This is a genomic window from Aquabacterium sp. TM01, from assembly GCF_057808345.1.
In genome coordinates, this window is sequence record NZ_AP046529.1 from 3,695,654 (window position 1) to 3,708,457 (window position 12,804).

At 68.4% G+C, this 12,804-nt stretch carries 13 protein-coding genes; 3 read left to right on the forward strand and 10 right to left on the reverse strand.

Annotated elements, in window-relative coordinates:
* The 8 genes from secD to AC3WW4_RS17135 all read right to left on the reverse strand — a co-directional run bounded on the left by secD (position 1) and on the right by AC3WW4_RS17135 (position 6,545).
* On the reverse strand, positions 1-1,863 hold the full coding sequence (gene secD / locus AC3WW4_RS17100) for a protein translocase subunit SecD (protein WP_488829629.1): 1,863 nt from the start codon (positions 1,861-1,863) through the stop codon (positions 1-3).
* 27 nt (positions 1,864-1,890) lie between these two features.
* On the reverse strand, positions 1,891-2,214 hold the full coding sequence (yajC, locus tag AC3WW4_RS17105) for a preprotein translocase subunit YajC (protein WP_488829630.1): 324 nt from the start codon (positions 2,212-2,214) through the stop codon (positions 1,891-1,893).
* Between the two features lie 111 nt (positions 2,215-2,325).
* The gene (locus AC3WW4_RS17110) at positions 2,326-2,616 is read right to left on the reverse strand and encodes an HP0495 family protein (protein ID WP_300157051.1); all 291 of its coding nucleotides are present in this window, start codon (positions 2,614-2,616) and stop codon (positions 2,326-2,328) included.
* 11 nt (positions 2,617-2,627) lie between these two features.
* Positions 2,628-3,887, reverse strand: coding sequence for a D-alanyl-D-alanine carboxypeptidase family protein (locus tag AC3WW4_RS17115; RefSeq protein ID WP_488829631.1), 1,260 nt, complete (start codon positions 3,885-3,887; stop codon positions 2,628-2,630).
* 37 nt (positions 3,888-3,924) lie between these two features.
* Positions 3,925-4,581 (reverse strand): alpha/beta hydrolase, encoded by a 657-nt coding sequence (locus AC3WW4_RS17120; RefSeq protein WP_488829632.1) that lies wholly within the window; start codon positions 4,579-4,581, stop codon positions 3,925-3,927.
* A 6-nt stretch (positions 4,582-4,587) separates the two neighbouring features.
* Positions 4,588-4,914, reverse strand: coding sequence for a (2Fe-2S) ferredoxin domain-containing protein (locus tag AC3WW4_RS17125; protein WP_488829633.1), 327 nt, complete (start codon positions 4,912-4,914; stop codon positions 4,588-4,590).
* A 9-nt stretch (positions 4,915-4,923) separates the two neighbouring features.
* Positions 4,924-6,069, reverse strand: coding sequence for a VanZ family protein (locus AC3WW4_RS17130; RefSeq protein WP_488829634.1), 1,146 nt, complete (start codon positions 6,067-6,069; stop codon positions 4,924-4,926).
* 29 nt (positions 6,070-6,098) lie between these two features.
* Complete coding sequence (locus AC3WW4_RS17135) at positions 6,099-6,545, reverse strand: CopD family protein (protein ID WP_488829635.1); 447 nt, start codon at positions 6,543-6,545, stop codon at positions 6,099-6,101.
* Positions 6,546-6,848: 303 nt separating this feature from the next.
* Between AC3WW4_RS17135 and hemB the strand changes: the two genes are divergently transcribed.
* Both hemB and AC3WW4_RS17145 read left to right on the forward strand, forming a co-directional pair.
* Positions 6,849-7,856 carry a porphobilinogen synthase gene (gene hemB, locus AC3WW4_RS17140; protein WP_488829636.1) on the forward strand — a complete coding sequence of 336 codons (1,008 nt, stop codon included), beginning with the start codon at positions 6,849-6,851 and terminating at the stop codon, positions 7,854-7,856.
* Between the two features lie 29 nt (positions 7,857-7,885).
* Positions 7,886-9,112 carry a magnesium transporter CorA family protein gene (locus AC3WW4_RS17145; RefSeq protein ID WP_488829637.1) on the forward strand — a complete coding sequence of 409 codons (1,227 nt, stop codon included), beginning with the start codon at positions 7,886-7,888 and terminating at the stop codon, positions 9,110-9,112.
* On the opposite strand, the gene AC3WW4_RS17150 is transcribed toward AC3WW4_RS17145, so the two are convergent.
* Together AC3WW4_RS17150 and tsaB are read right to left on the reverse strand one after the other, a co-directional pair.
* Positions 9,097-10,029, reverse strand: coding sequence for a uracil-DNA glycosylase (locus tag AC3WW4_RS17150; protein ID WP_488829638.1), 933 nt, complete (start codon positions 10,027-10,029; stop codon positions 9,097-9,099). The genes AC3WW4_RS17145 and AC3WW4_RS17150 overlap by 16 nt on opposite strands.
* A complete protein-coding gene (gene tsaB / locus AC3WW4_RS17155; protein ID WP_488829639.1) occupies positions 10,016-11,254 on the reverse strand; it encodes a tRNA (adenosine(37)-N6)-threonylcarbamoyltransferase complex dimerization subunit type 1 TsaB in 1,239 nt (412 codons plus the stop codon). Before tsaB ends, AC3WW4_RS17150 begins: the two co-directional genes overlap by 14 nt.
* 42 nt (positions 11,255-11,296) lie before the next feature.
* On the opposite strand from tsaB, the gene dacB reads away from it, so the two are divergent.
* Positions 11,297-12,796 carry a D-alanyl-D-alanine carboxypeptidase/D-alanyl-D-alanine endopeptidase gene (gene dacB, locus AC3WW4_RS17160; protein ID WP_488829640.1) on the forward strand — a complete coding sequence of 500 codons (1,500 nt, stop codon included), beginning with the start codon at positions 11,297-11,299 and terminating at the stop codon, positions 12,794-12,796.
* Positions 12,797-12,804: the final 8 nt, after the last annotated feature.

The window sequence follows — 12,804 nt, forward strand, 5'->3', positions numbered from 1 at the left end:
TTATTCCTGGGGCTTCCAGACCTGTCCGATGGACACGCCCTTGAGCTTTTTCTGACGGCCATACCAGAGGTTGACCAGGCCACGCGAGAAGAACACGGCCGAGAACATCGAGGTGAGGATGCCCAGGCAGTGCACCACGGCAAAACCGCGCACGGGCCCGGAGCCGAAGGCCAGCAGGGCCAGACCGGCGATCAGGGTGGTGACGTTGGAGTCCAGGATGGTGGACCAGGCGTGCTCGTAGCCGGCATGGATGGCCGATTGCGGGGCCGCCCCGCTGCGCAACTCTTCGCGCACGCGCTCGTTGATCAGCACGTTGGAGTCGATGGCCATGCCCAGCGTCAGCGCGATGGCGGCGATGCCGGGCAAGGTCAGCGTGGCCTGCAGCATGGACAGCACGGCCACCAGCAAGAGCAGGTTGACCGTGAGTGCGATGGTCGAAAACACGCCAAACAGCATGTAGTAGAGCATCATGAACAGCGCAATGGCCGCGAAACCGTAGATCAGGGCGTTGAAGCCTTGCGCGATGTTGTCGGCACCCAGGCTGGGGCCGACGGTGCGCTCTTCGATGATTTCCATCGGCGCAGCCAGCGAGCCGGCGCGCAGCAGCAGGGCCGTGTCAGCGGCCTCCTCGGTGCTCATGCGGCCCGAGATCTGCACGCGTCCGCCCCCGATTTCGCCACGGATCACCGGCGCGGTCACGACCTCGCCCTTGCCCTTTTCGAACAGGATGATGGCCATGCGCTTGCCAATGTTCTCGCGCGTCACGTCCTTGAAGATGCGGGCGCCACGGGCGTCCAGCGTCAGGTGCACGGCCGCTTCGTGGTTCTCATCGAAACCGGGTTGGGCATCGGTGAGGTTGTCGCCGGTCAGCACCACTTCGCGCTTGACGATGATGGGCAGGCCACCCCGCTCCATGTAGCGCTCGTAGCCGAAGGGCACGGGGCCGCCGGCCTGGGCCGCCTGGGCTTCGACGCTGTCGTTGACCATGCGCACTTCCAGCGTGGCGGTGCGCCCGATGATGTCCTTGGCCTTGGCAGTGTCCTGCACGCCGGGCAGCTGGACGACCACGCGGTCGATGCCTTGTTGCTGGATCACAGGCTCGGCCACGCCGAGTTCGTTGATCCGGTTGTGCAAGGTGGTGATGTTCTGCTTGAGGGCCTGCTCCTGGATGGCGCGCTCGGAGGTGGGCTTGAGGGTGCCCACCAGCGTGCGATCACCCGAGCCCCCGGTGTCGGTGCCGTCCACCCAGACCACATCGGCCAGGCTGCTTTGCAGCACGCCACGCGCCGCCTGACGGGCCGTGTCGTCGCGGAAGCGCACGATCAGGGCCGAGGCATCGCGACGGATGCCGCTGTGGCGGATGTCCTTGTCGCGCAGCAGGGTGCGCATATCGGTGCTGAGGCTGTCGAGCTTTTGCGTGAGCGCGGCCTTCATGTCAACCTGCATCAGGAAGTGCACGCCCCCGCGCAGGTCCAGGCCCAGGTACATCGGCTGGGCATGGAGGCTGCGCAGCCACTGGGGCGAGCGCGACAGCAGGTTCAGGGCCACGATGTAGCTCGGCTCCTGGGCATCGGGGTTGAAGGCGCGGCTGAGGGCATCACGCGCCTTCAACTGGCTGTCGGTGTCCTTGAAACGCGCCCGCACGGAGGTGCCGTCGAGTTCGACAAAGTCGGCGTCCAGGCCCGCCTCGGTCAGGACGTTGCGCACACGCTCCACGGCGGACTGGTCCAGCTTGAGGGTGGCCTTGCCACTGGAGAGCTGGACGGCGGGGGCCTCGCCAAACACGTTGGGCAGGCTGTAGATCAGGCCGACGAGCAAAGCCACGGCAATGATCAGGTACTTCCACCAGGGATAGCGGTTCATAGGATCCTCGACAGCACGAACGGTGACTTACTTGAAGGTGCCCTTGGGCAACACTTGGATGATCGCCGCGCGCTGCAGCTGCAGCTCGATGCCATTGGCCACTTCGATGCTGACGAAAGCGTCGCCCAGCTTGGTGATCTTGCCGATGATGCCGCCTTGGGTCACCACTTCGTCCCCCTTGGTCAGGGCTTCGAGCATGGCGCGGGTTTCTTTTTGCCGCTTCATTTGCGGGCGGATCATCACGAAATAGAGCACCACGAACATGAGCACGAGGGGCAACATGCTCATCAGACCGCCGGAGGCGCTGGCGGCCGGAGCGGCGGTTTGGGCAATGGCTTCAGAAATCAACACTATCGTTCCTTCAAACAAAAGGCCGCCGCTCCATCAGAGGCGCAACGGCAGGGGCGCAAACATTGTATGCGGCGAGGGCGACGGCTTTGTCCGCTTGCCCTCACCCAGGGGTCACAGCACGTATTTGACCTGCGGATGGCTGGTCAGTGCGCGGTAGATGTTGTCCAGGTGTTCGCGGCTGGTGGCGTTGACCGTGACGGTCAGGCCCACGTACTTGCCGGTGCTGCTGGGGCGACGCTCCAGGGCCTGGATGTCAAAGCTGGGGTCGTGCTGGACGATGAGGGCGACCACCGACTCGACGAAGTCTTCGAGGTGCGGCCCCATCACCTTGATGGGAAAGGGGCAGGGATACTCGATGAGCGACTGCTCGGGCGGGATGATGGGGTTGACGGGTTGGTTCATGGCCATGTCTTTCATTGGATGCCCAGGCGGATGGCGTCCCAGGTGCGACCCAGCCAGCCGGCGCTGGGCACGGCTTCGAGCGCCTGCAGCGGCAGCGTCTGCCAGGGTTGGGTGCCCAGGCTGATGCGCAGCTCGCCCACGGTCTGCCCTTGGGCCAGTGGTGCCAGCAGCGGGTCCTGGCGGGTCAGGGTGGTCTGGATGCGGGCGGCCTGCCCCCGGGGAACGGCCACCACGATGGGCTGGGTGCGCCCCAGCGGCACGGTGCGGGCACTGCCCTTCCACACCGGTGCCGTGCTGACGGGCTGGCCGGCGGCGAACAGCCGGACCACATCGAACGCACTGTAACCCCAGTTGAGGAGCTTCTGGGTTTCGGTGGCGCGCGCCTGCGCCGAGGCGGTGCCCACGACCACCGCCACCAGGCGGCGCTCGCCGCCCCCGGCCGGGCGACGCGAGGTGGCCGCCATGGCATGGCCGAGCCGGTCGGCGTAGGCCACCTGCAGGCCGTCGACACTGGGGTCGCGCAGCAGCAACAGGTTGGTGCTGGCCTGCTTGACCCCGCCGAGGGTCAGCGCGGGTTGGCGGTAGTGCTCCAGGGTCTGCGGGTAATCGGTGAGCAGGCGCACGGCGATCCAGGCCAGCTCGCGCGGCGTGCTGGCCTGACCGCTGACGGCCAGGCCGTCAGGGTTGCGGAACTGGGTGGCCTTCAGGCCGAAGGCCTGCGCCTGGCGGTTCATACGGGCCACGAAGTCCTCGACCGAGCCCGCCACCCCTTCGGCCAGCGCCACGGCCGCGTCATTGGCGCCCAGCACCGCCATGCCCCGCAGCAGCTCGGCCACGGTGAGGCGCGCGCCTGGCGCGACCAAGGCGCGTGCGCCACTGCCGATGGCGGCCCGCCAGGCACGCTCGGAGACGGGCAGGCTCGTGTCCCAGGTGAGCTGGCCAGAAGCCACCGCCTGGCACACGAGGTAGGCTGTCATGAGCTTGGTGAGCGAGGCGGGCGGGACCACCTGGTCGGCCTGACGCACCGCCAGGGTCTGCTGGCTGCCGAGGTCTTGCAGGATGAAGCCACGCGCTGCCAGCTCAGGCGGCACGGGCATGCCCGGCGGGGGCTCACTGAAGCCGCCCCCCATCGCAGCCGGCGACACCGACGGCGTTTGCGCGTGAGCGCCAGCCAGAGGCAGTCCGCACAGGGCGAGCACCGCCAGCGCCGTGCACCAGGCGCGGCGCGGCGCGGCCACGCGAGCGGCCCAGCGAAGAAGTCGAGAGGTCATGGCGTCCACATATGGGGCGTCTTCCCCATCATGCAAGTCAGGGCGCCGCCGCGCGCAGATGTCGCAGGACAACCTCACGCAGCACGGTCAACTTGCCATGGAAAAAATGCCCGGTTCCCGGCACCACGGTGACGGGCAGGCCTTGCGGACGCGCCCAGTCCAGGATGCTGGTGAGCGGCACCACGTCGTCTTGCTCACCCTCGACCACCAGGGTGTGGGCGGGCACCTCGGGCACCTCGTAACGCGAGGTGGCCGGGCTGATGAGCACCAGTTGCTTGGGGGCCACCAGCTCGGGCCGGTTGGCCGCCGCCTCGCTCAGTCGGGCATGGGCCTGGGCCGCGACATAGCCCCCGAACGAAAAGCCCGCCAGCGCCAGCGGCAAGCCCTTGAGCGCCGGGTCGGTGAGGTGGTGGGCGATCACGGTGAGCAGGTCGGTGGTTTCGCCGCGACCTTCGTCCCAGCCGCCCTCCGATTGGCCCACGCCCCGGAAATTGAAGCGCACCGCGCGCCACCCCGCCAGCACGAAGGCCCGGCACAGGGTGTGCACGACCTTGTTGTCCATGGTGCCACCCTGGAGCGGATGCGGGTGGGCAATCACCGCCAAGCCCACGGGGGCGTGCGGGGGCTCTTCGATCACCACTTCGAGCAGGCCGGCGGGCCCGTCGATGGTCTGGGAAGCAGGACGGCCGATCATGGTGTCTCAGCGCCCCACGTCATCGGGCAGCACCAGGCGCTCGACGACCTCACCCTTGACGAGGTGGCGGTCGACGATCTCGTCGATGTCAGATTGGTCCACAAAGGTGTACCAGACCCCTTCCGGGTAGACCACGGCGACCGGGCCGCCCGCGCAGCGGTCCAGGCAACCGGCCTTGTTGACACGCACCTGTCCCTTGCCATTGAGCCCGGCTTCGGCGACCCGCTGCTTGCAATGATCGAAACCGGCTTTGGCGTCATGGTCCCCGCAACTGGCTTCGCCATTGATGCGCTGGTTGAGGCAGAAGAAGATGTGGCGCTGGTAATAGCTCATGGTCGTATTTTATGGGGTGGGGGCCGGCCGGCCTTCACGGCCCCGCAGGCGCGTCAGCAGCCAGCCCAGGGCCACATAGGGCCACAGGATGCCAAACCAGCGTGCCAGGCCGTGAAAGCGGATGAAGCGCCCTTGCTCCCAGGCTTGCAAGGTCTGGGCGTAATAGGGATCGAGGGGGGCGAGGTGGATCAGGCCGATCAGCGCCACCAGCGCGCCCACACCCAGCACCGCGCACGTCATCCGCGTGCGCTGCACCAGCAGCATGCCCCCGGCCGCGCCTACCAGCAAGCCCACACTGGTGGGCAGGGTCACCCAGCTGAAGGCGTGCTGCGGCCCGAAATTCAGCGCGGTGGACAAGACACTGGCCCCGATCGCCGACAAGACCAAGGCCGTCCACATCACCAACCGCGGCCGGGGGGAACGGGCCACGGCGCAGGCCAGGCACAGCGGCGCCAGCAGACCGGCCGCCACCGTCAGAACCTCGATCGGGGCCGCCCACACGGCATTCACCCCCGGCATGTTCACGCTCGCCCACAGGCTGAGCGGGTCGTCCGGCAGCAGCCAGGTTTGCCAGGGGGTGTCGGCCATCCAGTCCACCAAGGCCAGGCGCACATGGGGCCACAACTGCCCCTCCCCCAACGGCAACGGCGGCGGAAACAGCAGCCCCAACGGCCACAACCACAACAGCACCAGGCCCATGCCTGCCTGTGGGATGAACCAGCGCTGGCGCAAGCGGTGCCAGCCATCGACCAGGCCCAGCGCGTGCACGGTGACGGCGGCCAGGGTGCCCCAAGCGGCGCCCAGGGTGTTGAGCATCCAGTCGGTGATGGAGGGCACCCGGTTGGGCAACGCAAACTGCGCCAACTCCAGCGCATACGACAGGCCCGAGGCCGGCAACAACGTCAGGGGCACCGCCCACAAGGCCGTGCGGCCACTGCGCAGGTGCGCCAGACACAGGATGAGCCCCAGCGGCAGGTAGCCCAGGATGTTGCCCACCAGGTCATTGGCCACCTCATGGCGGTGCTTGGGCAGCAGCCACGTGAACTCATGGCGGTCAGGCCACTCCCAGCCCGTCAGAGGGTACAGCGTGGCATACACCACCAGGGCGACCGCGACCCAGGTCAGGGGCCAGGCCGCGCTGCGATGTTCAGGCATGGCAGGCCGGGACACGGCGCCCAGACCGCTCAGCCCACGGTGGGCTTGAGCACCACCAGGAGGACGATGGCCGCAAACAGCAGCACCGACACCTCGTTGAAGACCCGATACCAGCGATGGGTGCGGCGGTTTTGCAGGCTCTCGAAGGTGCGCAGGTGCTTGCGGCAGATGTGGTGGTAACCGACCACCCCCAGCACCAGCAGCAGCTTGATGTGAATCCAGATCTGTCCGGGCCCCTTGCCCACGCCAAAATACAGCCACAGCAGGAAGCCCAACACCAGCGCCGGCACCATCAAGATGGTGCTGAAACGGTAAAGCTTTCGGGCCATGATGAGCAGGCGCTCGCGCTCGGCGTGGCTGTCGGCCGGCACCATGGCCAGGTTGACGAACAGGCGCGGCAGGTAAAACAGACCGGCAAACCAGCTGGCCACGAAGATGATGTGGAGGGCTTTGACCCAGAGGTAGGCATTGCTCATGGCCCGATTATGGCCACCCGGCCCCCGCACCGGCCGCGCAAAGTTTTGCAAAGTGCAAAAAAAGAGCCCTGGCCAGAGGCCAGGGCTTGCAAGCCTTCACGCTGTCATCACGGTAAGGCACCTGCTCAGGGAGGAAAAGCAGGGAATGAGGCCTTGCGGCGTATCATTCAAAGTGGATTATAGGGGGGATGCCCAACCCTGTCCCGCGATGGCTCGCCAGAGCCACACCACCAGACCGGAATTTGTGCCAACTTTGGCATGTTTGCATCCCCATGCCCCGATTGAGCTTGAGCGCACCTCACCATGACCATCTCGCCCCCCTTCCCTCACCACCGCCCCCGCCGCCTGCGCAAGGATGACTTCTCCCGTCGCCTGGTGCGCGAGCATCACCTGCGCGCCGATGACCTGATCTACCCGGTGTTCGTGCTGGACCAGGACGAGGGCAGCGAGGCCGTGAGCTCGATGCCGGGGGTCGAGCGCCTGGGCCGCAGCGCGCTGTACGCCGCCGCCGAACGCTGCCTGACGCTGGGGGTGCCGGTGCTGGCCCTGTTCCCCGTGATCGACGCCTCGCTCAAGACCCCCGATGGCCGCGAAGCCGGCAACCCCGAGGGCCTGGTGCCACGCACCGTGCGCGAGTTGAAACGCCGCTTTCCCGAGTTGGGCATCATGACCGACGTGGCCCTCGACCCTTACACCAGCCACGGCCAGGACGGCCTGCTGGACGAGACCGGCTACATCCTCAATGACGAGACCGTCGAGGTGCTGACCCGCCAGGCGCTGACCCAGGCCGAAGCCGGCGTGGACATCGTCGCCCCCAGCGACATGATGGACGGGCGCATCGGCGCCATCCGCCAGGCGCTGGAGTCGCAGAACCTGATCTACACCCGCATCATGGCCTACAGCGCCAAATACGCGAGCGCCTTCTACGGCCCCTTCCGCGACGCGGTGGGCTCGTCGGCCAACCTGGGCAAGAGCAACAAGAAGGTCTACCAGATGGACCCGGCCAACAGCGACGAAGCCTTGCGCGAGGTCGCCCTCGACATCGAAGAAGGCGCCGACATGGTCATGGTCAAGCCCGGTATGCCCTACCTGGACATCGTGCGCCGCGTGAAGGACACCTTCAAGGTGCCGACCTTTGCCTACCAGGTCAGTGGCGAGTACGCGATGCTCAAGGCCGCCGCGCAAAACGGCTGGCTGGACCACGATGCGACGATGATGGAATCGCTGCTGGCCTTCAAGCGCGCGGGCGCCGATGGCGTGCTGACCTACTTCGCGCTGGAAGCGGCCGAGCAGCTGCGCGCCCACGGCTAAGATGCGGGCGACGTCACCCAGGGGTTTCCGTGCGCTTTTTCCTGATCCACGACAGCTTCACCGAACTGCCTGACTGGCCCGCCACCCTGCCCCCGCAGGGCTTTTTGTGGGTGACCTGCAGCCGCCGCGTCTTCGAGGTGCAGCTGGAGCGGGCGCAGCAGCACCTGCACCGCCTGGCCGGCGGTGGCTTGGTGGACCTGCACGTTTCCGACCTGCTCAACCCGCAACTGCCCTCGCAGTACGACTACACCTCGTGGTACGACCTGTTGGTGTTCCGCCGACTGGCCGCAGGCCAGGGCACCGAGCGGATGTTCCTGGACGAGGAGCGCGGCACGGCCTCCAGCGCCAGCCAGGCTCTGGCCGCCATCGACACCAGCCCGGTGGGCTTTGCGGTGTTCGACCGTGTGCTGCTGACAGTGCATCCGGCCGACTGCTCGGTGCGGGACTTCTTCGAGACCCGCTTGAGCCAAATGGGGCAAGCTGGGCAAGGAGGACCGGGTGGGGTGGCGCCGCTCAACGGCATCGCACGTTCCCCACACGACGACGAGGAGTCGCACCTGGGCGTCGATCCCGGCGTGCTCGAAGAGCATGACTTCGCCGGGCTGCACCAAGGTCATCGCACGGAAGGCCGGGGGCCTTCGCGCCTGCCGCCCAGCCCGGCCGACCTGATGCTGCGCATCGTCAACCACATGGTGGACAGCTACCTGGACCTGCGCCGGCTGCTGACCCGCCAGCTAGGCTATCTGCAGCAGGACATGCTGCGCAGCAGCGGGCGCTTTCGCCACTGGCAGGCGCTGCTGGCGTCGCGCAACACCCTGCACCTGCTGGAGGACATCTGCGAGGACCAGCGCAGCGCCCTGCAGGAGTGGATCGACGCGCTGGAAGACTGGCCCGTGCCCACCGACCCGGTGAGCGCCCGCGAGCGGGAGGTGCTGCGGGTGCGCTCCCGTGACGTGCAGGAGCACATTGAGCGGGTGCTCAACCATGTGCGCCGGCTGGAAACGTCGTCCGAGAGCGCCGTGCAGATGCATTTTTCGCTGCAAGGCAGTCGCACCAACGCCATCATGCGCACCCTGACGGTGCTGACGGCCATTTTCTTGCCGCTCAACCTGATCACCGGCGTGTTCGGCATGAACTTCGATGCGCTGCCGCTGATCCATTCCAGCGATGGCTTCTGGCTGGCGTTCGGCCTGATGGCGATGGTGGTGGTGACGCTGGTGTGGTGGTTCCGTCGCCACCGTTACCTGGGCGATTGATCGCCCCCCCGATCAGGTGACTGAGCCCGCGACTGCATCAGCACCTCGCGCGCCAGGCACAGGTCGTCCCAGGCCAGAGCCTTGTCGGCCGGTGAGCGCAAGAGGTAGGCCGGGTGGTAGGTGACGATGACCGGCACCCCCTGCACCTGATGCACGCGCCCGCGCAACTTGCCCAGCGGCTCGCTGGACTTGAGCAGCGACTGCACCGCAAAGCGCCCCATCGCCAGCACCACCCGGGGTTGCACCAGTGCCATCTGGCGCAAGAGATAGGGCTCGCACTGTGCGACCTCTGTCGGCAGCGGGTTGCGGTTGGCCGGCGGCCGGCACTTGAGCACGTTGGCAATGAAGACCTGCTGCGTGGCCGGGGCCTCGGCCCGCGTGAGGCCCACCGCTTCGAGCATGCGGTCGAGCAACTCCCCCGCACGGCCCACGAAGGGCTCGCCCAGCTTGTCCTCCTGCTCGCCGGGGGCTTCACCCACGATCATCCAGTCGGCTTCGATGTGGCCCACGCCGAACACGGTCTGGGTGCGGCTTTGGCTGAGTGAGCAGGCCTGACAACCCGCCACGGCAGCGCGCAGCGCCGGCCAGTCCATCGTGTCGATGCCCGCCGGGCGGGCGCCCAGGGCCACGTCAGCCAGCGGGGCCTCGCGCCCGGTGGGCGCCGTGGCGGGCGCGGGGCGGGTGGCCCGAGCGGCCGGGCGGACTGGGGCTGGCTCGGCCACGTTCACCGCAGGTGGCGGGGCCTCCGCGGCGCGAGCGGGTGAGGGGACGGGGGGCGGGGGGGGCTCGCGTGGGGCGGCGTCCGCAACGCTGGCCGGGCTGGGTGTAGCGGCCTCGCCCGCCTCGGGCTCGACCGGCCAGAACGCTGGAATCCCCATCTCGCGCAGCATGGCGCGCTGACGCTCAGGCCACCGCATGCTCAGGTCCTCCCAGCGCGATGTCGCGACGCATCACCAAGGCATCTTCGCGCCCCTCGGGCGCAGGGTAGTAGCCTTTGCGCCGGCCCACTTCGACAAAGCCCTCGCGGGTGTAGAGCGCGCAGGCGCGTTCATTGCTGGGGCGCACCTCCAGCCACAGCAGGCTGGCCTGACGGGCCCGGCAACGCTCGTACAACAAGTCCAACAGCGCGCGCGCGATGCCCTGCCCCTGCTGCGCACGGGCCACGGCGATGTTGAGCAGGTGGATTTCATCCACCCCGTCCATGGCCACACACACGGCCACGATGCGGCCGCTGTCGGCCTCACAGCGCACCCGCATCCAGTAGCCCGAGCGCAACGAGGAGCGGTAGTTGTCCTCGGTCCAGGCATGCACGGGGTGCACGCAGGCGGCCTGCTCCATCTCCAGCACGGCGGGGATGTCAGCCGCCGTCATCAGGCGATCGGTGTAGCGTGGCGCCTGGGCCATGGCACGTCGCTCGGCTGTGGTTTGCGCCACCTTGTTGCGCACATAACGGGGCAGCGCCAAGGCCACGTCCACCGTGTCGCCGCGCACCCAGGCCCGCTGCGCCAGCGCCGCCAGGGCGCCGCCACGAGGGGCGGCCGTCCCGCCCAGCACCGCAGCCCCCAGCGGCCACAGCGGGGCAAAACGGTCCGGGTAGGCCAGGAGGGCATTGCCGCACAGGCTCAGGCCGTCTGCGGCGTCCGGACGGCCCTGTGCCCAGCGGGCCACCGGCTCGGTCAAGGGCCACAACTGTGCCGCCTGCGCGACCTGCCAGTCGGCGCCATCCCAGGTGAAGGCGCCCACGTACAGCTCCTCCATGCGGGCGTCCTGCAGCACCCACACCACGTCGCCGGGCGCGCAATCCTGCGGCGCCTGCTGACGCGCGTCTTCGGCCACGGCCATGAGGGTGTCGAGCACGATCACCGGGCAGTCGGCACCCAGTGCCAGCCCCTGCGTGACCGAGCAGGCGGTGCGCAAACCGGTGAAGGCGCCCGGGCCACTGCCAAACGCGATCGCGTCCAGGTCGGACCAGGCCAGACCGGCGACGTCCAGCAAGCCGCGCAGGGCGGGCAGCAACTGCGCCGATGCCTGCGCGCCTCCGGGCAGGTCCAGCGTCTGGACGACCTCGCCCACGGCCAGTGCGGCATGGACACGGTCGGTGGCGGTATCGAGGGCAAGCAGAACAGGCGCGGCAACAGACATGGCAGGGAGTGTAGCGAGTGCGCCGCCTTCTATGATGTGAGCATGCGCAGTCTGCGATTGTCCCCTGCTTCCCGAACGCCCCTGGCCATGTCCGCCGTGCGGTGGTCTCTGGCCTGCGGCCTGCTTCTGCTGGGGGCCGTCAAGGCCTGGGCGCAAAGCCCCGCCCAGGGTGTGGCGTCGCCCTTGCCCGCACCGGTGGTGTCGGCCTTGCAGGCCCAAGGCATTCCCGCTGAGGCCGTGTCGCTGTGGGTGGCCCCCGCAGAAGGCGGCCCACCCCGCCTGCAGCACCTGAGCGAAACGCTGCGGCCCGCAGCCTCGGTGATGAAGCTCTTCACCACCGGCGCCGCGCTGCGCACCCTGGGTCCGGCCTGGACCTGGCAGACCGACGTCGCGCTGACCGGCACCTTGCGCCCGGACGGCACCCTGGACGGATCGGTCCATGTGCGCGGCAGCGGTGACCCGAGCCTGCGCATGGAGCAGGTCTACCTGATGCTGTCGCGCTGGCGTGGGGCGGGCTTGAAGCGCATCACCGGTGACATCGTGCTGGACCGTCAGGCCTTTCAGCTGCCCGCGCACGACCCCTGGGCTTTCGATGGCAAGGGCCTGCGGCCCTACAACGCCGGCCCGGATGCCTTGCTGCTCAACCACCAGGCCTTCACCCTGCACCTGATGCCCGACACCGCCCACCCCGGGCAGGTGCGCGTGGCGATGGAGCCTGCGCTTGCAGGCGTGAGCGTAGAGGCCGAGCTCACGCCCGACGCCCAGAGCGTGTGCGGTGACTGGCGCGCCGCGCTGGACCTGCAACTGCGCCCCGCGCCCGGCTGGCCCCGACACGGCCTGCCCCCCTGGCAGGTGCGCGTGCGTGGCCCCTATCCGCTGAGCTGTGGCCCCCAGACCTGGCCGGTGCTGTGGGCAAGTGGGGAGGGTGACGACTTCGCCGCCCGCCTGCTGACGCAGACTTGGCTGCAACTGGGCGGCGAGCTGGACGGCCAGGTGCGCTCAGGCGCCTGGCCCACGGAGGCCATCGTGTGGCAAAGCTGGACCTCGCCCCCGCTGGCCGAGGTCGTGCGCGACATCAACAAGTTCAGCAACAACGTGATGGCCCGACAGCTGTTTCTGACCTTGGGGGGCGCGCAGGCCGCGGCCCAGACCGTGCGCGAAGCCACCGCCCACTCGCCCTCCCCTTGTGGCGCCGAACACCTGGTGCTCGACAACGGTTCGGGGCTGTCGCGCACGGAGGGCAGCACCGCCTTGTGCCTGGGGCAGTGGCTTCAGGTGCTGTGGGCCAGCCCCGCCATGCCCGATCTGGTGGCCTCCCTGCCCCTGACCGGGGTGGATGGCACCACGCGACGCTGGCAGGGGGCAGCTGGCTACGCCCGCGTGAAAACGGGCTCCCTGTCCGGCGTGGCAGCCGTGGCCGGCTATGTGGACGGGGAAAGTGGTCGTCGCCACGTGGTCGTGGGCCTCATTCAGCATCCTCGCGCCGCCAACGCGCGGCCCGTGCTGGACGCCCTGCTGAACTGGGTCCGGCAAGATCAATGAATGAAAGC

Excerpts from the sequence above, each read along its gene's own strand:
- secD (WP_488829629.1), bottom strand. The coding sequence starts at position 1,863 with ATGAACCGCTATCCCTGGTGGAAGTACCTGATCATTGCCGTGGCTTTG.
- AC3WW4_RS17110 (WP_300157051.1), bottom strand. The coding sequence starts at position 2,616 with ATGAACCAACCCGTCAACCCCATCATCCCGCCCGAGCAGTCGCTCATC.
- AC3WW4_RS17115 (WP_488829631.1), bottom strand. The coding sequence starts at position 3,887 with ATGACCTCTCGACTTCTTCGCTGGGCCGCTCGCGTGGCCGCGCCGCGC.
- AC3WW4_RS17120 (WP_488829632.1), bottom strand. The coding sequence starts at position 4,581 with ATGATCGGCCGTCCTGCTTCCCAGACCATCGACGGGCCCGCCGGCCTG.
- AC3WW4_RS17125 (WP_488829633.1), bottom strand. The coding sequence starts at position 4,914 with ATGAGCTATTACCAGCGCCACATCTTCTTCTGCCTCAACCAGCGCATC.
- AC3WW4_RS17130 (WP_488829634.1), bottom strand. The coding sequence starts at position 6,069 with ATGCCTGAACATCGCAGCGCGGCCTGGCCCCTGACCTGGGTCGCGGTC.
- AC3WW4_RS17135 (WP_488829635.1), bottom strand. The coding sequence starts at position 6,545 with ATGAGCAATGCCTACCTCTGGGTCAAAGCCCTCCACATCATCTTCGTG.
- hemB (WP_488829636.1), top strand. The coding sequence starts at position 6,849 with ATGACCATCTCGCCCCCCTTCCCTCACCACCGCCCCCGCCGCCTGCGC.
- AC3WW4_RS17150 (WP_488829638.1), bottom strand. The coding sequence starts at position 10,029 with ATGCGGTGGCCTGAGCGTCAGCGCGCCATGCTGCGCGAGATGGGGATT.
- tsaB (WP_488829639.1), bottom strand. The coding sequence starts at position 11,254 with ATGTCTGTTGCCGCGCCTGTTCTGCTTGCCCTCGATACCGCCACCGAC.
- dacB (WP_488829640.1), top strand. The coding sequence starts at position 11,297 with ATGCGCAGTCTGCGATTGTCCCCTGCTTCCCGAACGCCCCTGGCCATG.